Annotated in this window: 13 protein-coding genes and 1 tRNA gene; 10 read left to right on the top strand and 4 right to left on the bottom strand. The window is 70.8% G+C overall.

From position 1 onward, the window contains the following. Positions 1-11 precede the first annotated feature (11 nt). Positions 12-1829 carry a glutamine--fructose-6-phosphate transaminase (isomerizing) gene (glmS, locus tag OHA91_RS24205; protein ID WP_031145365.1) on the top strand — a complete coding sequence of 606 codons (1818 nt, stop codon included), beginning with the start codon at positions 12-14 and terminating at the stop codon, positions 1827-1829. 72 nt (positions 1830-1901) lie between these two features. On the opposite strand, the gene OHA91_RS24200 is transcribed toward glmS, so the two are convergent. Continuing rightward, the gene (locus OHA91_RS24200) at positions 1902-2471 is read right to left on the bottom strand and encodes an acetate uptake transporter (RefSeq protein WP_031145362.1); all 570 of its coding nucleotides are present in this window, start codon (positions 2469-2471) and stop codon (positions 1902-1904) included. Positions 2472-2569: 98 nt separating this feature from the next. Then, the gene (locus OHA91_RS24195) at positions 2570-3103 is read right to left on the bottom strand and encodes a universal stress protein (protein ID WP_030655530.1); all 534 of its coding nucleotides are present in this window, start codon (positions 3101-3103) and stop codon (positions 2570-2572) included. Positions 3104-3539: 436 nt separating this feature from the next. Between OHA91_RS24195 and OHA91_RS24190 the strand changes: the two genes are divergently transcribed. The 4 genes from OHA91_RS24190 (at position 3540) to OHA91_RS24175 (ending at position 6289) form a co-directional block, all read left to right on the top strand. Next, a complete protein-coding gene (locus OHA91_RS24190) occupies positions 3540-3851 on the top strand; it encodes a hypothetical protein (RefSeq protein ID WP_037631371.1) in 312 nt (103 codons plus the stop codon). Between the two features lie 376 nt (positions 3852-4227). Then, positions 4228-5400 (top strand): helix-turn-helix domain-containing protein, encoded by a 1173-nt coding sequence (locus OHA91_RS24185; RefSeq protein WP_031145357.1) that lies wholly within the window; start codon positions 4228-4230, stop codon positions 5398-5400. A gap of 105 nt (positions 5401-5505) precedes the next feature. Next, positions 5506-6108, top strand: coding sequence for an oligoribonuclease (gene orn, locus OHA91_RS24180; protein ID WP_031145355.1), 603 nt, complete (start codon positions 5506-5508; stop codon positions 6106-6108). Positions 6109-6216: 108 nt separating this feature from the next. Then, positions 6217-6289 (top strand) — tRNA-His (locus OHA91_RS24175). Positions 6290-6384: 95 nt separating this feature from the next. Here OHA91_RS24175 and OHA91_RS24170 read toward each other — a convergent pair. Continuing rightward, positions 6385-7428: a LacI family DNA-binding transcriptional regulator gene (locus OHA91_RS24170; RefSeq protein ID WP_031145353.1), complete on the bottom strand. Its 1044-nt coding sequence runs from the start codon at positions 7426-7428 to the stop codon at positions 6385-6387. Positions 7429-7596: 168 nt separating this feature from the next. On the opposite strand from OHA91_RS24170, the gene OHA91_RS24165 reads away from it, so the two are divergent. Genes OHA91_RS24165 through OHA91_RS24150 form a run of 4 tightly spaced genes read left to right on the top strand, consistent with a single transcriptional unit; the run spans position 7597 to position 12089 of the window. Further along, a complete protein-coding gene (locus OHA91_RS24165; RefSeq protein WP_381620799.1) occupies positions 7597-8883 on the top strand; it encodes an ABC transporter substrate-binding protein in 1287 nt (428 codons plus the stop codon). 7 nt (positions 8884-8890) lie between these two features. Further along, positions 8891-9886 (top strand): carbohydrate ABC transporter permease, encoded by a 996-nt coding sequence (locus OHA91_RS24160; RefSeq protein WP_031145348.1) that lies wholly within the window; start codon positions 8891-8893, stop codon positions 9884-9886. Beyond that, entirely contained in the window at positions 9883-10707 is an 825-nt protein-coding gene (locus OHA91_RS24155; protein WP_328739995.1) for a carbohydrate ABC transporter permease, read from the top strand. Before OHA91_RS24160 ends, OHA91_RS24155 begins: the two co-directional genes overlap by 4 nt. Continuing rightward, complete coding sequence (locus tag OHA91_RS24150; protein ID WP_328739994.1) at positions 10704-12089, top strand: GH1 family beta-glucosidase; 1386 nt, start codon at positions 10704-10706, stop codon at positions 12087-12089. Before OHA91_RS24155 ends, OHA91_RS24150 begins: the two co-directional genes overlap by 4 nt. Positions 12090-12136: 47 nt before the next feature. Here the strand turns inward: OHA91_RS24150 and OHA91_RS24145 are convergent, their stop codons facing one another. Continuing rightward, complete coding sequence (locus tag OHA91_RS24145) at positions 12137-12955, bottom strand: NAD(P)H-binding protein (protein WP_328739993.1); 819 nt, start codon at positions 12953-12955, stop codon at positions 12137-12139. A 122-nt stretch (positions 12956-13077) separates the two neighbouring features. Here OHA91_RS24145 and OHA91_RS24140 point away from each other — a divergent pair, with 122 nt between their 5' ends. After that, positions 13078-13578 (top strand): MarR family winged helix-turn-helix transcriptional regulator, encoded by a 501-nt coding sequence (locus OHA91_RS24140; protein WP_266500975.1) that lies wholly within the window; start codon positions 13078-13080, stop codon positions 13576-13578. Positions 13579-13655 lie beyond the last annotated feature (77 nt).

The following is a 13655-nucleotide window of genomic DNA, read 5'->3' as shown; positions in this document are numbered from 1 at the left end:
GGTAAGACCGTATGTGCGGAATCGTCGGTTACATCGGAAAGCGTGACGTGGCACCGCTGCTGCTGGAGGGCCTGGCACGGCTGGAGTACCGCGGGTACGACTCCGCGGGCATCGTCGTGAACAGCCCGAAGGCCGGCGCGCTCAAGATGGTCAAGGCCAAGGGCCGCGTCCGCGACCTGGAGGCCCGGGTCCCGAAGCGCTTCGCCGGCACCACCGGCATCGCCCACACCCGCTGGGCCACGCACGGCGCACCGAGCGACGTCAACTCCCACCCGCACCTGGACCCGGAGAACAAGGTCGCCGTCGTCCACAACGGCATCGTCGACAACGCCGCCGAGCTCCGCGTCAAGCTGGAGGCCGAAGGCGTCGTCTTCGCCTCCGAGACCGACACCGAGGTCATCACCCACCTGATCGCCCGCTCCCAGGCCGACACCCTGGAGGAGAAGGTCCGCGAGGCGGTCAAGGCGATCGACGGCACGTACGGCATCGCCGTGATGCACGCCGACTTCACCGACCGCATCGTCGTCGCCCGCAACGGCTCGCCGGTCATCCTCGGCATCGGCGAGAAGGAGATGCTCGTCGCCTCCGACGTCGCCGCGCTGATCGCCCACACCCGCCAGGTCGTCACCCTGAACGACGGCGAGATGGCCACCCTCAAGGCCGACGACTTCCGCACGTACACCACGAGCGGCACGTCGACGAACGCCACCCCGGAGACCGTGGAGTGGGAGGCCGCCTCCTTCGACATGGGCGGCCACGACACCTACATGCACAAGGAGATCTCCGAGCAGCCCGACGCGGTCGACCGCGTGCTGCGCGGCCGGATCGACGACCGCTTCAACACGGTCCACCTGGGCGGCCTGAACCTGGACCCGCGCGAGGCGCGCGGCATCCGCCGGGTCAAGATCCTCGGCTGCGGCACCTCGTACCACGCGGGCCTGATCGGCGCCGGCCTCATCGAGGGCATGGCCCGCATCCCCGCGGACGCCGAGCCGGCCTCGGAGTTCCGCTACCGCAACCCGGTCGTGGACCCCGACACCCTCTACATCGCGGTCTCCCAGTCGGGTGAGACCTACGACGTGCTCGCGGCCGTGCAGGAGCTCAAGCGCAAGGGCGCCCGCGTCCTCGGCGTCGTCAACGTGGTCGGCTCCGCGATCGCCCGCGAGGCCGACGGCGGCGTGTACGTGCACGCCGGCCCCGAGGTCTGCGTCGTCTCCACCAAGTGCTTCACCAACACGGTCGTGGCCTTCGCGCTGCTCGCCGTGCACCTGGGCCGCATCCGGGACCTCTCGGTCACCGACGGCAAGCGGATCATCGAGGGCCTGCGCAAGCTGCCCGCGCAGATCCAGGAGATCCTCGACGGCGAAGAGGACATCAAGAAGCTCGCGGCCGAGTTCGCCGAGGCCAAGTCGATGATGTTCATCGGCCGGGTCCGCGGCTACCCCGTGGCGCTGGAGGCCTCCCTCAAGCTGAAGGAGATCTCCTACATCCACGCCGAGGCCTACCCGGCCTCCGAGCTCAAGCACGGCCCGCTGGCCCTGATCGAGCCCTCGCTGCCGACCGTCGCGATCGTCCCGGACGACGACCTGCTGGAGAAGAACCGCGCGGCGCTGGAGGAGATCAAGGCCCGCAGCGGCCGGATCCTCGCCGTCGCCCACCGCGAGCAGGAGAAGGCGGACCACACCATCGTGGTCCCGAAGAACGAGGACGAGCTGGACCCGATCCTCATGGGCATCCCGCTCCAGCTGCTGGCGTACCACACGGCCCTGGCCATGGGCCGGGACATCGACAAGCCGCGCAACCTGGCGAAGTCGGTCACCGTCGAGTAGCAGCCCCGGGCTGTCACCGGACACACGAGAGCCCCCGTGCGCACCGCGCACGGGGGCTCTTGCGTTTCGTGCTCAGCTCGCCGCGACCGCGCCGCTGCGCCCGGCCTTGCCGAAGGCCATCGGCCAGTGCGCCAGGGCCGCGGTGGCCCCGTACCAGGCCAGCAGTCCGCCGACCGCGGCCGCCCAGCCCGCCACCTTGGCCAGCATGCTGTTGTCGGCGAAGGCACCTATCGCCAGGAGCAGCAGGGAGAGGGTGAACAGGCCGTACACGCCCTGTCCGAAGAGGCCGCTCGCGGCACCCACGGTGAGGGTGATGCCGAGGAGGGCGAACAGGACGAGGAACGTTCCGGCGGCGTCTGCCGAAACCTTTCCGTCGGCTCCCGCGGCCCAGGTGAACCAGAAGGCTCCGAGGCCCGCGAACGCCGTGCCGTTGAAGCCGTTGCCGCCGCGGAACTCCAGGAGTCCGAGCACGAACAGGGCCAGACCGCCGACGTAGGTGGCGAGCGACACGGAGCTGGCAGCGGACACGCCGTCGATCACGCCGGTGTGGCCGATACCGAATGCGAGAAGGGTGAGACCCAGGGCGATGTTCCCGAGGGTCGAAGTCGAGGCCGTGCTTCCCGCAGAGACACCATTGTCCACGGCGGGCTCCCTTCGATCTGCAGTTGTTTACTGCGTCCCAGCAGCATTTATCTACCCTTTACACGAGGGCACAACCGCACAATCGACTTAACACCCGGTCACGGAATGACAACAACCGGTCGCTGTGCGCGCTTGGCGAGCCGACCGGCCACCGAGCCGAAGATCCGGCCCACGATCCCGTGCGTGGAGCCGACCACGATCGCGTCGGCCGAATACTCCCGGCCGACCTCCTCCAGCTCATGGCAGATGTCACCGCCGCGCTCGACCAGGATCCACGGCACTTCGGCCAGGTAGTCGGCGCAGGCGAGCTCCAGGCCCAGCACCTCGGTGCGGTGGTCCGGCACGTCCACGAAGACGGGCGGCTCACAGCCGGCCCACACGGTGGTGGGCAGCCGGTTGGCGACATGGACGATGATCAGACCCGATCCGGAGCGGCGGGCCATACCGATCGCGTACGCGAGCGCGCGCTCACTGGACGTCGATCCGTCGAATCCCACAACGACACCGTGCCGGAAGGCCGGGTCGCAGGGTGAGCGTGTCTGTTCCACCGCGCGCAGCTCGGCGGCCGACGCGGGGTCGGCGAGCCGTTTGCGCTTGCGGTCCGCGGGTTCGGAGAATTCGTGACCGGCCATGGGTGTCTCGGCGAAGAGGTCCTTGGAGGAAGCAACAGGGGCGATATCGGCGACGCAGTGTGACGGAGCTCTGTCCGGGAAGCATCTTCCCAAGCCCATACCCACCAGGGTACGGCGACACTCCTGTCCTGCACAGGGCTTGCCGCACTTGGAGAGCGTCCCAGGGAGCATGCCGGAGCGAGCGCGCCTTGGCAATGGCCGCTGTCCCCTACAGCCAGTGACGAGACGGGGAGTTGCCACCCGTGCGCACAGTGACCGAGCCCCGCCGGGCGGCGTTGGACATGCGTCCGACCGTCCAGGAAGAGCCCGCAGGGAGTACGCCGTGCCCGGCCATCCGGTTCACCCCGTCCAGCCAGCTCAGCCGACCCAGTCCGTCCACTTCCCCGACCCGAGCCCGCACTTCACCGCTTCTTCCCGCCCACCGCTTCACCCGTCCGTGCAGTCTTCCGGGCGCCCCCATGACGACCCCGCGGGTGACGTCGTGCGCTGGGCCGCCTTCAGCTGCCTGCTCGTCCCGGTGGTCCTCGTCGTCTACGGAACCTCCTTCGGCGGGGCGGCAGTCGCCACGCTCGGCCTGTTCGTCGTCACGGCCGCCTGCCTGGTCCTGCTGCGGCACTCGGAGCGGACCGCGGCCCGGGTCCGGGCGGAGGAGCGGCTTCCGTCGGCGCACCGCCGCCGGCACTCGCGCGGCGGCCCCGCAGGCCGCCGGGGCTGCCGTACCTCCGACTCCGCCTCCCCGCACGACTGACTCATTCGCACACCCACACCCGCATATTTTCAGCCAACTTCCTGGCAGGTTGCCCCCCTTGCCGGAATGTCCGCCCGACCCGCCCACCACCAGCGACGACATTGGCCGGGGGGCGTTTTGGCCCTACTGGTACTAGCCACAGCCCTGATGCGCGCTTCCCACCCGGGTAGCGGAGTGGAACCCTTCCTGATCGAATGCTTTTCGCCAAGTTGAGAAGTCGACATAGCGCTGCGTGCTGAACTTGTCACGCCGACACCACGGGACGCAGTAGATTCGATCATGTATTTACGGCGGGGGATCCACGTGCAAGGCCGAGGGGAAACGTGCAGGTGCGACCAGACCAAGGAGTCGCGACACCCAAGGGGGGCTTAGCGCCATGAGCCAGGATTCCACCGCCGTCGTCGCAGACGCCGGCAGGAAGCTCGCGGGGCGTCGCCGCAGGGAGATCGTCGCGGTGCTGCTCTTCAGCGGCGGACCGATCTTCGAGAGCTCCATTCCACTATCCGTGTTCGGCATTGACCGGCAGGACGCGGGAGTTCCACGCTACCGACTGCTCGTGTGCGCCGGTGAGGACGGTCCGCTCAGGACCACCGGCGGACTCGAACTGACCGCGCCGTACGGGTTGGAGGCGATCGCCCGGGCAGGCACGGTCGTCGTTCCCGCCTGGCGCTCCATCACTTCACCGCCGCCTCCGGAGGCGCTCGACGCACTGCGTCTGGCGCACGAGGAGGGGGCCCGGATCGTCGGACTGTGCACCGGGGCCTTCGTGCTCGCGGCCGCCGGTCTGCTGGACGGCCGGCCCGCGACGACGCACTGGATGTACGCGCCGACGCTGGCCAAGCGCTACCCGTCCGTCCACGTCGATCCGCGCGAACTGTTCGTCGACGACGGCGATGTGCTCACGTCCGCGGGCACGGCGGCCGGAATCGACCTCTGCCTGCACATCGTGCGCACCGACCACGGCAGCGAGGCGGCCGGGGCCCTGGCCCGCAGGCTCGTCGTGCCGCCGCGCCGCACGGGCGGCCAGGAGCGCTACCTCGACCGGTCGCTGCCGGAGGAGATCGGCGCCGACCCGCTGGCCGAGGTCGTCGCCTGGGCACTGGAACACCTCCACGAGCAGTTCGACGTGGAGACGCTGGCCGCCCGCGCCTACATGAGCAGGCGCACCTTCGACCGGCGGTTCCGCTCGCTCACCGGCAGCGCGCCGCTCCAGTGGCTGATCACGCAGCGGGTGCTCCAGGCCCAGCGGCTGCTGGAGACCTCCGACTACTCGGTCGACGAGGTCGCCGGACGCTGCGGGTTCCGCTCGCCGGTCGCCCTGCGCGGTCACTTCCGGCGGCAGCTGGGGTCCTCCCCGGCCGCATACCGCTCCGCCTACCGCGCACGCCGGCCGCAGGCCGACGTCGCACAGGTGGCGGAGATCTCGACGGGACCGGTGCCGCACCAGCGCACTCCGCAGCCCCACCGGGCGGCGGCGGCTCTGGCCGCGGCGGGCCCCACGGTCACGGAGCTGTACGCCCCGAACCGGGTCCTGCGGGAACACGCGTAACCCCCACAACGGGTACGACAGCGAAGGTCCTCCATCGGTCACCGCCGATGGGGGACCTTCCGCATATGCGGTCCGCTCCGCAGGGGACCGCATAAGGTGGGACACATGAACGATCGCATGGTGTGGATCGACTGCGAGATGACCGGGCTCTCGTTGACGGACGACGCACTTATCGAGGTGGCCGCACTGGTCACCGACTCGGAGCTCAACGTGCTCGGCGAGGGCGTGGACATCGTGATCCGCCCGCCGGACGCGGCCCTGGAGACCATGCCCGACGTGGTCCGCGAGATGCACACCGCCTCCGGACTGCTCGACGAGCTGGCCGGCGGGACCACCCTCGCGGACGCCGAGGCGCAGGTCCTCGCGTACGTGCGGGAGCACGTGAAGGAGCCGCGCAAGGCGCCGCTCTGCGGGAACTCGGTCGGCACCGACCGCGGTTTCCTGCTGCGCGACATGGCCGCGCTGGAGAGCTACCTGCACTACCGGATCGTGGACGTGTCCTCGGTCAAGGAGCTGGCGCGCCGCTGGTACCCGCGGGCGTACTTCAACAGCCCCCCGAAGAACGGCAACCACCGGGCGCTGGCGGACATCAAGGACTCCATCACCGAGCTGCGCTACTACCGCGAGGCGGTCTTCGTGCCGCAGCCCGGGCCCGATTCGGACACGGCCCGCACCATCGCGGCCAAGCACACGGCGCCGGGCGCGTAGCGGCCCTGCCCGATCCCTCCGGAAGGGGGTGCGGGGAAACGGTGGAGCGAGCACCCTCCCGGACCCTGTACCCTTTTCTTCGGCCGGTCGGTTTTCCGACCGGACATGGTGGGTGTAGCTCAGTTGGTAGAGCACCTGGTTGTGGTCCAGGTGGCCGCGGGTTCAAGTCCCGTCACTCACCCTGCGGGAAGGCCCCGGTACGCGGAAGCGGACCGGGGCCTTCTGCATGTCCCCACCTTCTGCGTGTCCCCGCACGTCCCGGGGCTGCCGGAGCGGTCAGGACGACTCCCGGACCACCAGTCTGTTCGGCAGGACGACCGCCGGCCCGCCCGCCGCCCCGGCGCTCCCCCGCCGTCCCGAGACCCGCTCCAGCAGCATCCTCGCCATGGTCCGGCCCATCTCCTCGATCGGCTGCCGGACGCTGGTCAGCGGCGGGTCCATGTGCCGGGCCACCACCGAATCGTCGAAGCCGACCAGGGCCACGTCGTGCGGGATCCGGCGCCCGGCCGCGCGCAGCTCCCGTCGGGCGCCCGCCGCCATGACGTCGGAGGAGGCGAAGACCGCGTCGAGCGAGGGGCTGCGTTCCAGTAGCTCGCGCATGGCCCGGCGGCCGCCCTCCTCGGTGAAGTCGGCGACCGCGACCAGCCGCTCGTCGACGGGGCGGCCGGCGGCGGCCAGGGCCTGCCGGTAGCCGTCGAGCCGGCAGTGGGCCCCGTAGACGTCCAGCGGGCCGGTGATCGTGGCGATCGTACGGCGGCCCCGGTCGAGCAGGTGGCGCACGGCCTCGGCGGCGCCCGCCAGGTTGTCGGAGTCCACGCAGGGCAGTGTCTCGGCCGCCGAACGCCGGCCGCTGATCACCGTCGGGATGCCGAGCTCGGCCAGCAGCTCCGGGAGCGGGTCCCCCGCGTGGACGGAGACCAGCAGCACGCCGTCGACGCGGTGACCGGAGAGGTACTGCGCGAGGCGGCGGCGCTCGCGGTCGCTGCCGGCCAGGGTGAGCACGAGCTGGATGTCGGTCTCCGCCAGGGCGGCCCCCACTCCGCGCACCACTTCGGAGAAGTACGGTTCGGCGAAGAACCGGGCCTCGGGCTCGGGGATCACCAGGGCGATGGCGTCGTTGCGGTTGGCCGCGAGGGCGCGGGCCGCGCGGTTCGGCACGTACCCCAGCTCGGTCACGGCCGCCTCGACGGCGGCCTTGGTCTGCTCGCTGACCTTGGAGGACCCGTTGATCACCCGGGACACGGTGCCGCGCCCGACTCCGGCCCGTACCGCGACCTCTTCCAGGGTCGGCCGTCCCCCGCTGCGCCCGTTCCCGTTCATGGCTTCCTCCCGGTTGTGAATCTACCCCTTGACTACTGTGGGAGCGCTCCCACACTGTGTCACACGACACCCCCACGTTGTCGCCCACCCTTCAGGGAGGAACCCATGCGAGCCCAGTCCCCGGCCCGAGCACGAGCCCGAAGAACCCTCGTCACGGCGGTCGCCACGATGGGCGCCGCCGCGCTGCTGCTCGGGGGGTGCGCACAGGACCCCGAGACGGACCCGAAGGCGGGCCCCTCGGCCGGCGGAAAAGGCCAGACCACCCTGACCGTGGGCGTCTTCGGGGCCTTCGGCCTCCAGGAGGCCGGGCTCTACGACGAGTACATGGCGCAGAACCCGGGGATCCGCATCGAGCAGACCTCCATCGAGCGCAACGAGAACTACTACCCCCAGCTCCTCACGCACCTGGGGACGGGCAGCGGGCTCGCCGACATCCAGGCCGTCGAGGTCAACAACATCGCCGAGATCACCGCGACCCAGGCCGACAAGCTGGTGGACCTGGGCAAGGTGTCCGGCGTGGACAAGGCCGCGTACCTGCCGTGGAAGTGGGCCCAGGGCACGGCGCCCGCGGCGAAGGGCGGGGCCACGGTCGGCCTCGGCACCGACATAGGCCCGCAGGGCATCTGCTACCGCAAGGACCTGTTCGAGGCGGCCGGGCTGCCCTCGGACCGGGAGGCGGTCGGCGCGCTGTGGGCGGGCGACTGGGGCAAGTACCTGGAGACGGGCAAGGCGTACAAGGCAAAGGCCGGCGACGGCAAGGCCTTCGTGGACTCGGCGTCGGGGGTCATGGCCGCGGTGACGGGCAGCAGCGCCCAGCGGTTCTACGACGAGCAGGGCAAGGTCGTCTACAAGACCAACCCGGCGGTGCGCGGGGCCTTCGACCTGGCGGCGTCCTTCGCCACCGAGGGGCTCAGCGCGAAGCTGCAGCAGTTCACCCCGGGCTGGGACCAGGGCTTCGCAAACGGCGCCTTCGCGACGGTCTCCTGCCCGGCCTGGATGCTCGGCTACATCCAGGACAAGGCCGGTCCGGCGGGCAAGGACAAGTGGGACGTGGCGCAGGCGCCGAAGCCCAGCAACTGGGGCGGTTCCTTCCTGGTGGTCCCGAAGGCCGGCAAGAACGCCGAGGCGGCGGCGAAGCTGGCGGCCTGGCTGACGGCCCCGGAGCAGCAGGCGAAGCTCTTCGAGAAGCGCGGCAGCTTCCCGAGCGCGAGCGCCGCCTACAAGCTGCCGGCGGTGTCGGGGGCGAAGCACGAGTACTTCGGCGGCGCGCCGATCGGTGAGATCTTCTCGAAGGCTGCGCAGGGGGTGCCGGTGACCGTGGTCGGCCCGAAGGACCTGGTGATCGCGCAGAACCTGGCGGACATCGGGATGCTCCAGGTCGACCAGAAGGGCCGCAGCCCGCAGGAGGGCTGGGAGGCCGCGGTGAAGGCCATCGACAACGCCCTGGACCAGTGAGGCGCCGGTGACGGACGAGACGGCAGTCCTGTCCCCCTCCGCCGCCGCCCCGGAGCGGGCGGCGGCGGAGGGGGGCGGCCGGGGCCGGCCGGGCCAGGTGTGGCGCTCGCGCCGCTACCGCTGGGACCTGCGCTGGAGCCCGTACGCCTTCGTGGCGCCCTTCTTCCTGTTCTTCGCCGCCTTCGGGCTGTTCCCGCTGCTCTACACGGGCTGGGCGGCGCTGCACCAGGTGGAGCTGACCGACCCGGACAGCATGACGTGGGTGGGCCTGCGGAACTTCACCCGGCTGTGGGACGACGAGTTCTTCTGGAACGCGCTGCGCAACACGGTCACCATCGGGCTGCTCTCGACGGTGCCGCAGCTGGCGATCGCGCTGGGCGTGGCCCATCTGCTCAACTACCGGCTGCGGGGCTCCGCGTTCTTCCGGGTCGCCGTGCTCACCCCGTACGCCACCTCGGTGGCGGCGGCCACGCTCGTCTTCGTGCTGCTCTTCGGCCGGGACTACGGGATGATCAACTGGGTTCTCTCGGCGGTCGGTTTCGGGGCGGTGGACTGGCAGAACGGCACCTTCGCCTCGCAGTTGGCGGTCTCCACCATCGTGATCTGGCGGTGGACCGGCTACAACGCGCTGATCTACCTGGCGGCCATGCAGGCCGTTCCGGGCGAGCTGTACGAGTCGGCCGCGCTGGACGGGGCCTCGCGCTGGCAGCAGTTCCTGCACGTCACAGTGCCCTCGCTGCGGCCGACGATCCTCTTCACCTGCGTGGTGTCGACGATCGGGGCGACCCAGCTGTTCGGTGAGCCGCTGCTGTTCAACGGCGGGGCGGGCGCGACGGGCGGCTCGGACCACCAGTTCCAGACGCTCGGGCTGTACCTGTACGAGCAGGGCTGGGTGAACCTGCACCTGGGCCGGGCCTCGGCCATCGCCTGGGCGATGTTCCTGATCCTGCTGCTGATCGCCGGGGCGGCCCGCCTGCTGCGCGGACGGGGGAACTCGCGATGAGATCGCTGCGCGCGGGCCAGCTCACCTATGTGGTGCTCGGCCTCTTCACCGCCGGTTCGCTCTTCCCGCTGGTGTGGACGGCGATCGCGGCCTCCCGCACCAACACGCGCCTGGCCCAGACCCCGCCGCCGTTCTGGTTCGGCGGGAACCTGGGACGGAACCTGCAGATCGCCTGGACCGACGCCAACATGGGCACGGCCCTGCTGAACACGGTGATCGTGGCGGGCACCGTCACCGTTGGGACGGTCCTCTTCTCCACCCTGGCGGGCTTCGCCTTCGCCAAACTCCGCTTCCGCGGACGCCGGATGCTGATGGCGATGGTGGTGGGGACGATGCTGATCCCGCCACAACTGAGCGTGGTGCCGCTGTACATGCTGATCGCGAAGCTGTCGTGGACCGACCGGCTCCAGGCGGTGGTCCTGCCGTCCCTGGTGTGCGCCTTCGGCGTCTTCTTCATGCGCCAGTACCTGGTGCACGCGCTGCCGACGGAACTGGTGGAGGCGGCCCGCACGGACGGGGCCAGTTCCCTGCGGGTGATGTGGCACGTGGTCTTCCCGGCGGCCCGGCCGGCGATGGCGGTGCTGGGGATGCTGACCTTCGTCATGTCCTGGAACGACTTCTTCTGGCCGATCGTCGCGCTGACCCAGAACGGCAGCCCGACGGTCCAGGTGGCCCTGACCGGGCTGGGCCGGGGCTACATCCCCGACCAGTCCGTGATCATGGCGGGTGCGCTGCTGGGCACGCTCCCGCTGCTTGTGGTGTTCATCGTCTTCGGCCGCCAGATCGTCGGCGGCATCATGCAGGGAGCGGTAAAGGGATGACTGACACCCCGACGCACACGACCCGCACGTCGAACGCGACGGATCCGGGCGGGGAACTCCGCTTCCCCGACGCGTTCTTGTGGGGCACGGCCACGGCGGCCTTCCAGATCGAGGGCGCGGCCGCCCTGCGCGGGCCCTCCATCTGGGACGCCTTCTGCCGCACCCCGGGCAAGGTGTACGGCGGCCACACCGGCGACGTCGCGGTCGACCACCACCGGCTGTGGCGCGAGGACGTCGCCCTCATGGCCGAACTGGGGCTGGGCTCCTACCGGTTCTCGGTGTCCTGGCCGCGCGTCCTCGCCGGCGGGATCGGCTTCTACGACAAGCTCGTCGACGAGTTGCTCTCCCACGGTATCCAGCCCTGTGTGACCCTCTACCACTGGGACCTCCCGCAGGAGCTGGAGGACGCCGGCGGCTGGCCCGAGCGGGAGACGGCCTACGGCTTCGCCCAGTACGCGGAGCAGGTCGCGGGCGTGCTCGCCGACCGCGTGGAGCTCTGGACCACCCTCAATGAGCCCTGGTGCAGCGCCTTCCTCGGCTACGCCTCGGGGGTGCACGCCCCCGGCCGCACCTCCCCCGCCGACTCGCTGCGCGCCGCCCACCACCTCAACCTGGCCCACGGCCTGGCCGCGGCGGCCCTGCCGGCCCGCACCCGGGTCGGCATCGCGCTCAACCCCAGCGCGGTACGGCCCCTGACCGGCTCGGCGGCCGACCTGGACGCCGCCCGCCGTATCGACGCACTGGCCAACCGGATCTTCACCGGACCGCTGCTGCACGGCGCCTACCCGCAGGACCTGCTGGCCGACACCGCCTCCCTGACGGACTGGTCGTTCGTCCGCACCGGCGACGAGGCGCTGATCCGCCAGCCGCTGGACTTCCTCGGCGTGAACTACTACACGCCGGCGGTGGTTTCCGCGGCCCCGGACGGGAACGGCCCGCGCGCCGACGGCCACGGCGCCACGTCCCACTCCCCCTGGCCCGCCGCGGACACGGTGGCCTTCCACCAGCCCCCGGGCGAACAGACCGACATGGGATGGTCGATCGACCCGACCGGCCTGTACGACCTGCTGATGCGCTTCACCCGCGAGGCGCCCGGCCTGCAGCTGATGGTCACCGAGAACGGCGCGGCCTACGCCCCGGACCTGGACGACCCGCAGCGCATCGCCTACCTTCAGGCCCACCTCACCGCCGTCCACCGCGCGCTGGCGGACGGCGCCCCGGTGGGGGGCTACTTCCTCTGGTCGCTGCTGGACAACTTCGAGTGGTCCTACGGATACAGCAAGCGCTTCGGCATCGTGCACGTCGACTACGACACCCAGGTCCGCACGCCGCGCTCCAGCGCCCACTGGTACGCCCGACTGGCCCGGAAGGGGGCCATGTAGCCGCCCCCGCCGTCCGAGGTCCGCGGCGGCGGGTGTCCGGTCCGAGGTCACGCGAAGACGTCTGCGTGGCCCTCGGCCCAGGTCCTGAAGGTGCGGGCCGGGTGGCCGGTGAGCTGCTCGACGGCGCCGGTGATCTCGACCGGGAGGCCGTCGGTGGAGGCCCAGTACTCCAGCAGCGCATCGGCGTAGGGGCCGGGTATGTAGCCGTCGACCTCGGCCTTCCACTGCTCGGCCGTGACGGCCTCGAAGGGTATGGACCGGCCGAGGACTTCGCTCAGTATCGAGAGCTGGGCGGCGAAGGTCAGCGACTGCGGGCCGGTCAGCGTGTACGCGCGGCCGGCCAGAACCGGATCGGTGAGGACCGCGAGGGCCGCCTCGGCGAGATCGGCCTCGTGCACGGGGTCGCAGTAGGCGCCGGGGTAGGGCAGGCGGACCGGCCGGCCCGACTTCAGCGACCAGGCCCAGCCCCGGGCATTGCTCGCGAAGGACCCCGGCCGCAGCAGGGTGGTGTGCAGCGGGGAGGCCGACAGCGCCTGCTCGACCACGAGGTGGGAGGCCGACAGCGGGCTGTCGGCGGCGTCCGGGGCGAGCACCGAGGAGGAGGACAGGAGCACGACGTGCTCCACCCCGGCGGCGACCGCCTCCTTGACGAAGGCTTCGATGCCGGACGCCTCCGCATAGAGGAAGACGGAGCGGATTCCGGCGAGGGCGCCGGGATACGTCGCCGGATCGGTGAGATCGCAGTGGACCGCATCGGGGGTGTCCCGCTCACGGGAGCCGAGACGGTAGGGGATGCCGCGGGCGGCGAGGAGGCCGACGAGACCGCGGGCGACGGCACCGCGGCCGCCGGTCACGAGAATGGACATGGCTGTTTCCTCATTCGGAATTCTGGAGTGGAGCGGACCGACGCTAGGATGACTACGCTACGCAGATTCTGCACTACACATCCTCTGCGCCACACAGATAAATTTGGAGCACGGAGAATCCGATGTCAACCGATTCCCCCCGTACGGGTGATGAGTGGAGCCGCGCCGAGCTGCTCGCGCGCATCGTCACCGAGAGCCAGCGGCACTACGCCGACTACTCCCTCTTCAACCAGGCGATGGCCGACTCCGTCGGCCTGCACCCCACCGACATGCAGTGCGTCGCCCTCCTCGACATGGAGCCCGGCCCCGTCAGCACCGGCGACATCGCCCGCCTCACCGGCCTGACCTCCGGCTCGGCCACCCGTCTCGTCGACCGGATGGTCAAGGCGGGCATCGTCGAACGGCAGGCGGACCCCCACGACCGCCGCCGCTCCCTCGTGTCCCTCTCCCCCGAGGCCCGCAAGCGCATCGGTGCGGCGTGGGACACCCCGGGCCGCGCCTTCGGCGCCGTACTGGAGAGCTACTCCGACTCCGAACTCGCCGTCATCGCCGACTACCTGCACCGCGCCGCCGAGGTGGGACGGACCCAGGCCAAGCGGCTGACCTCCGGCGAGCCCGGCTGACGCACCGCGGAACCGGCTGCGGAGCCAACAGCGGATCCGACGGCGGATCCGACGGCGGGAGGGCTTCCGCAGGGACC

It is taken from the genome of Streptomyces erythrochromogenes (genome assembly GCF_036170895.1).
Lineage (GTDB): Bacteria > Actinomycetota > Actinomycetes > Streptomycetales > Streptomycetaceae > Streptomyces > Streptomyces erythrochromogenes.
Note: the sequence above shows the minus strand (reverse complement) of the source record. Positions and strands in the feature narration are given on the sequence as shown.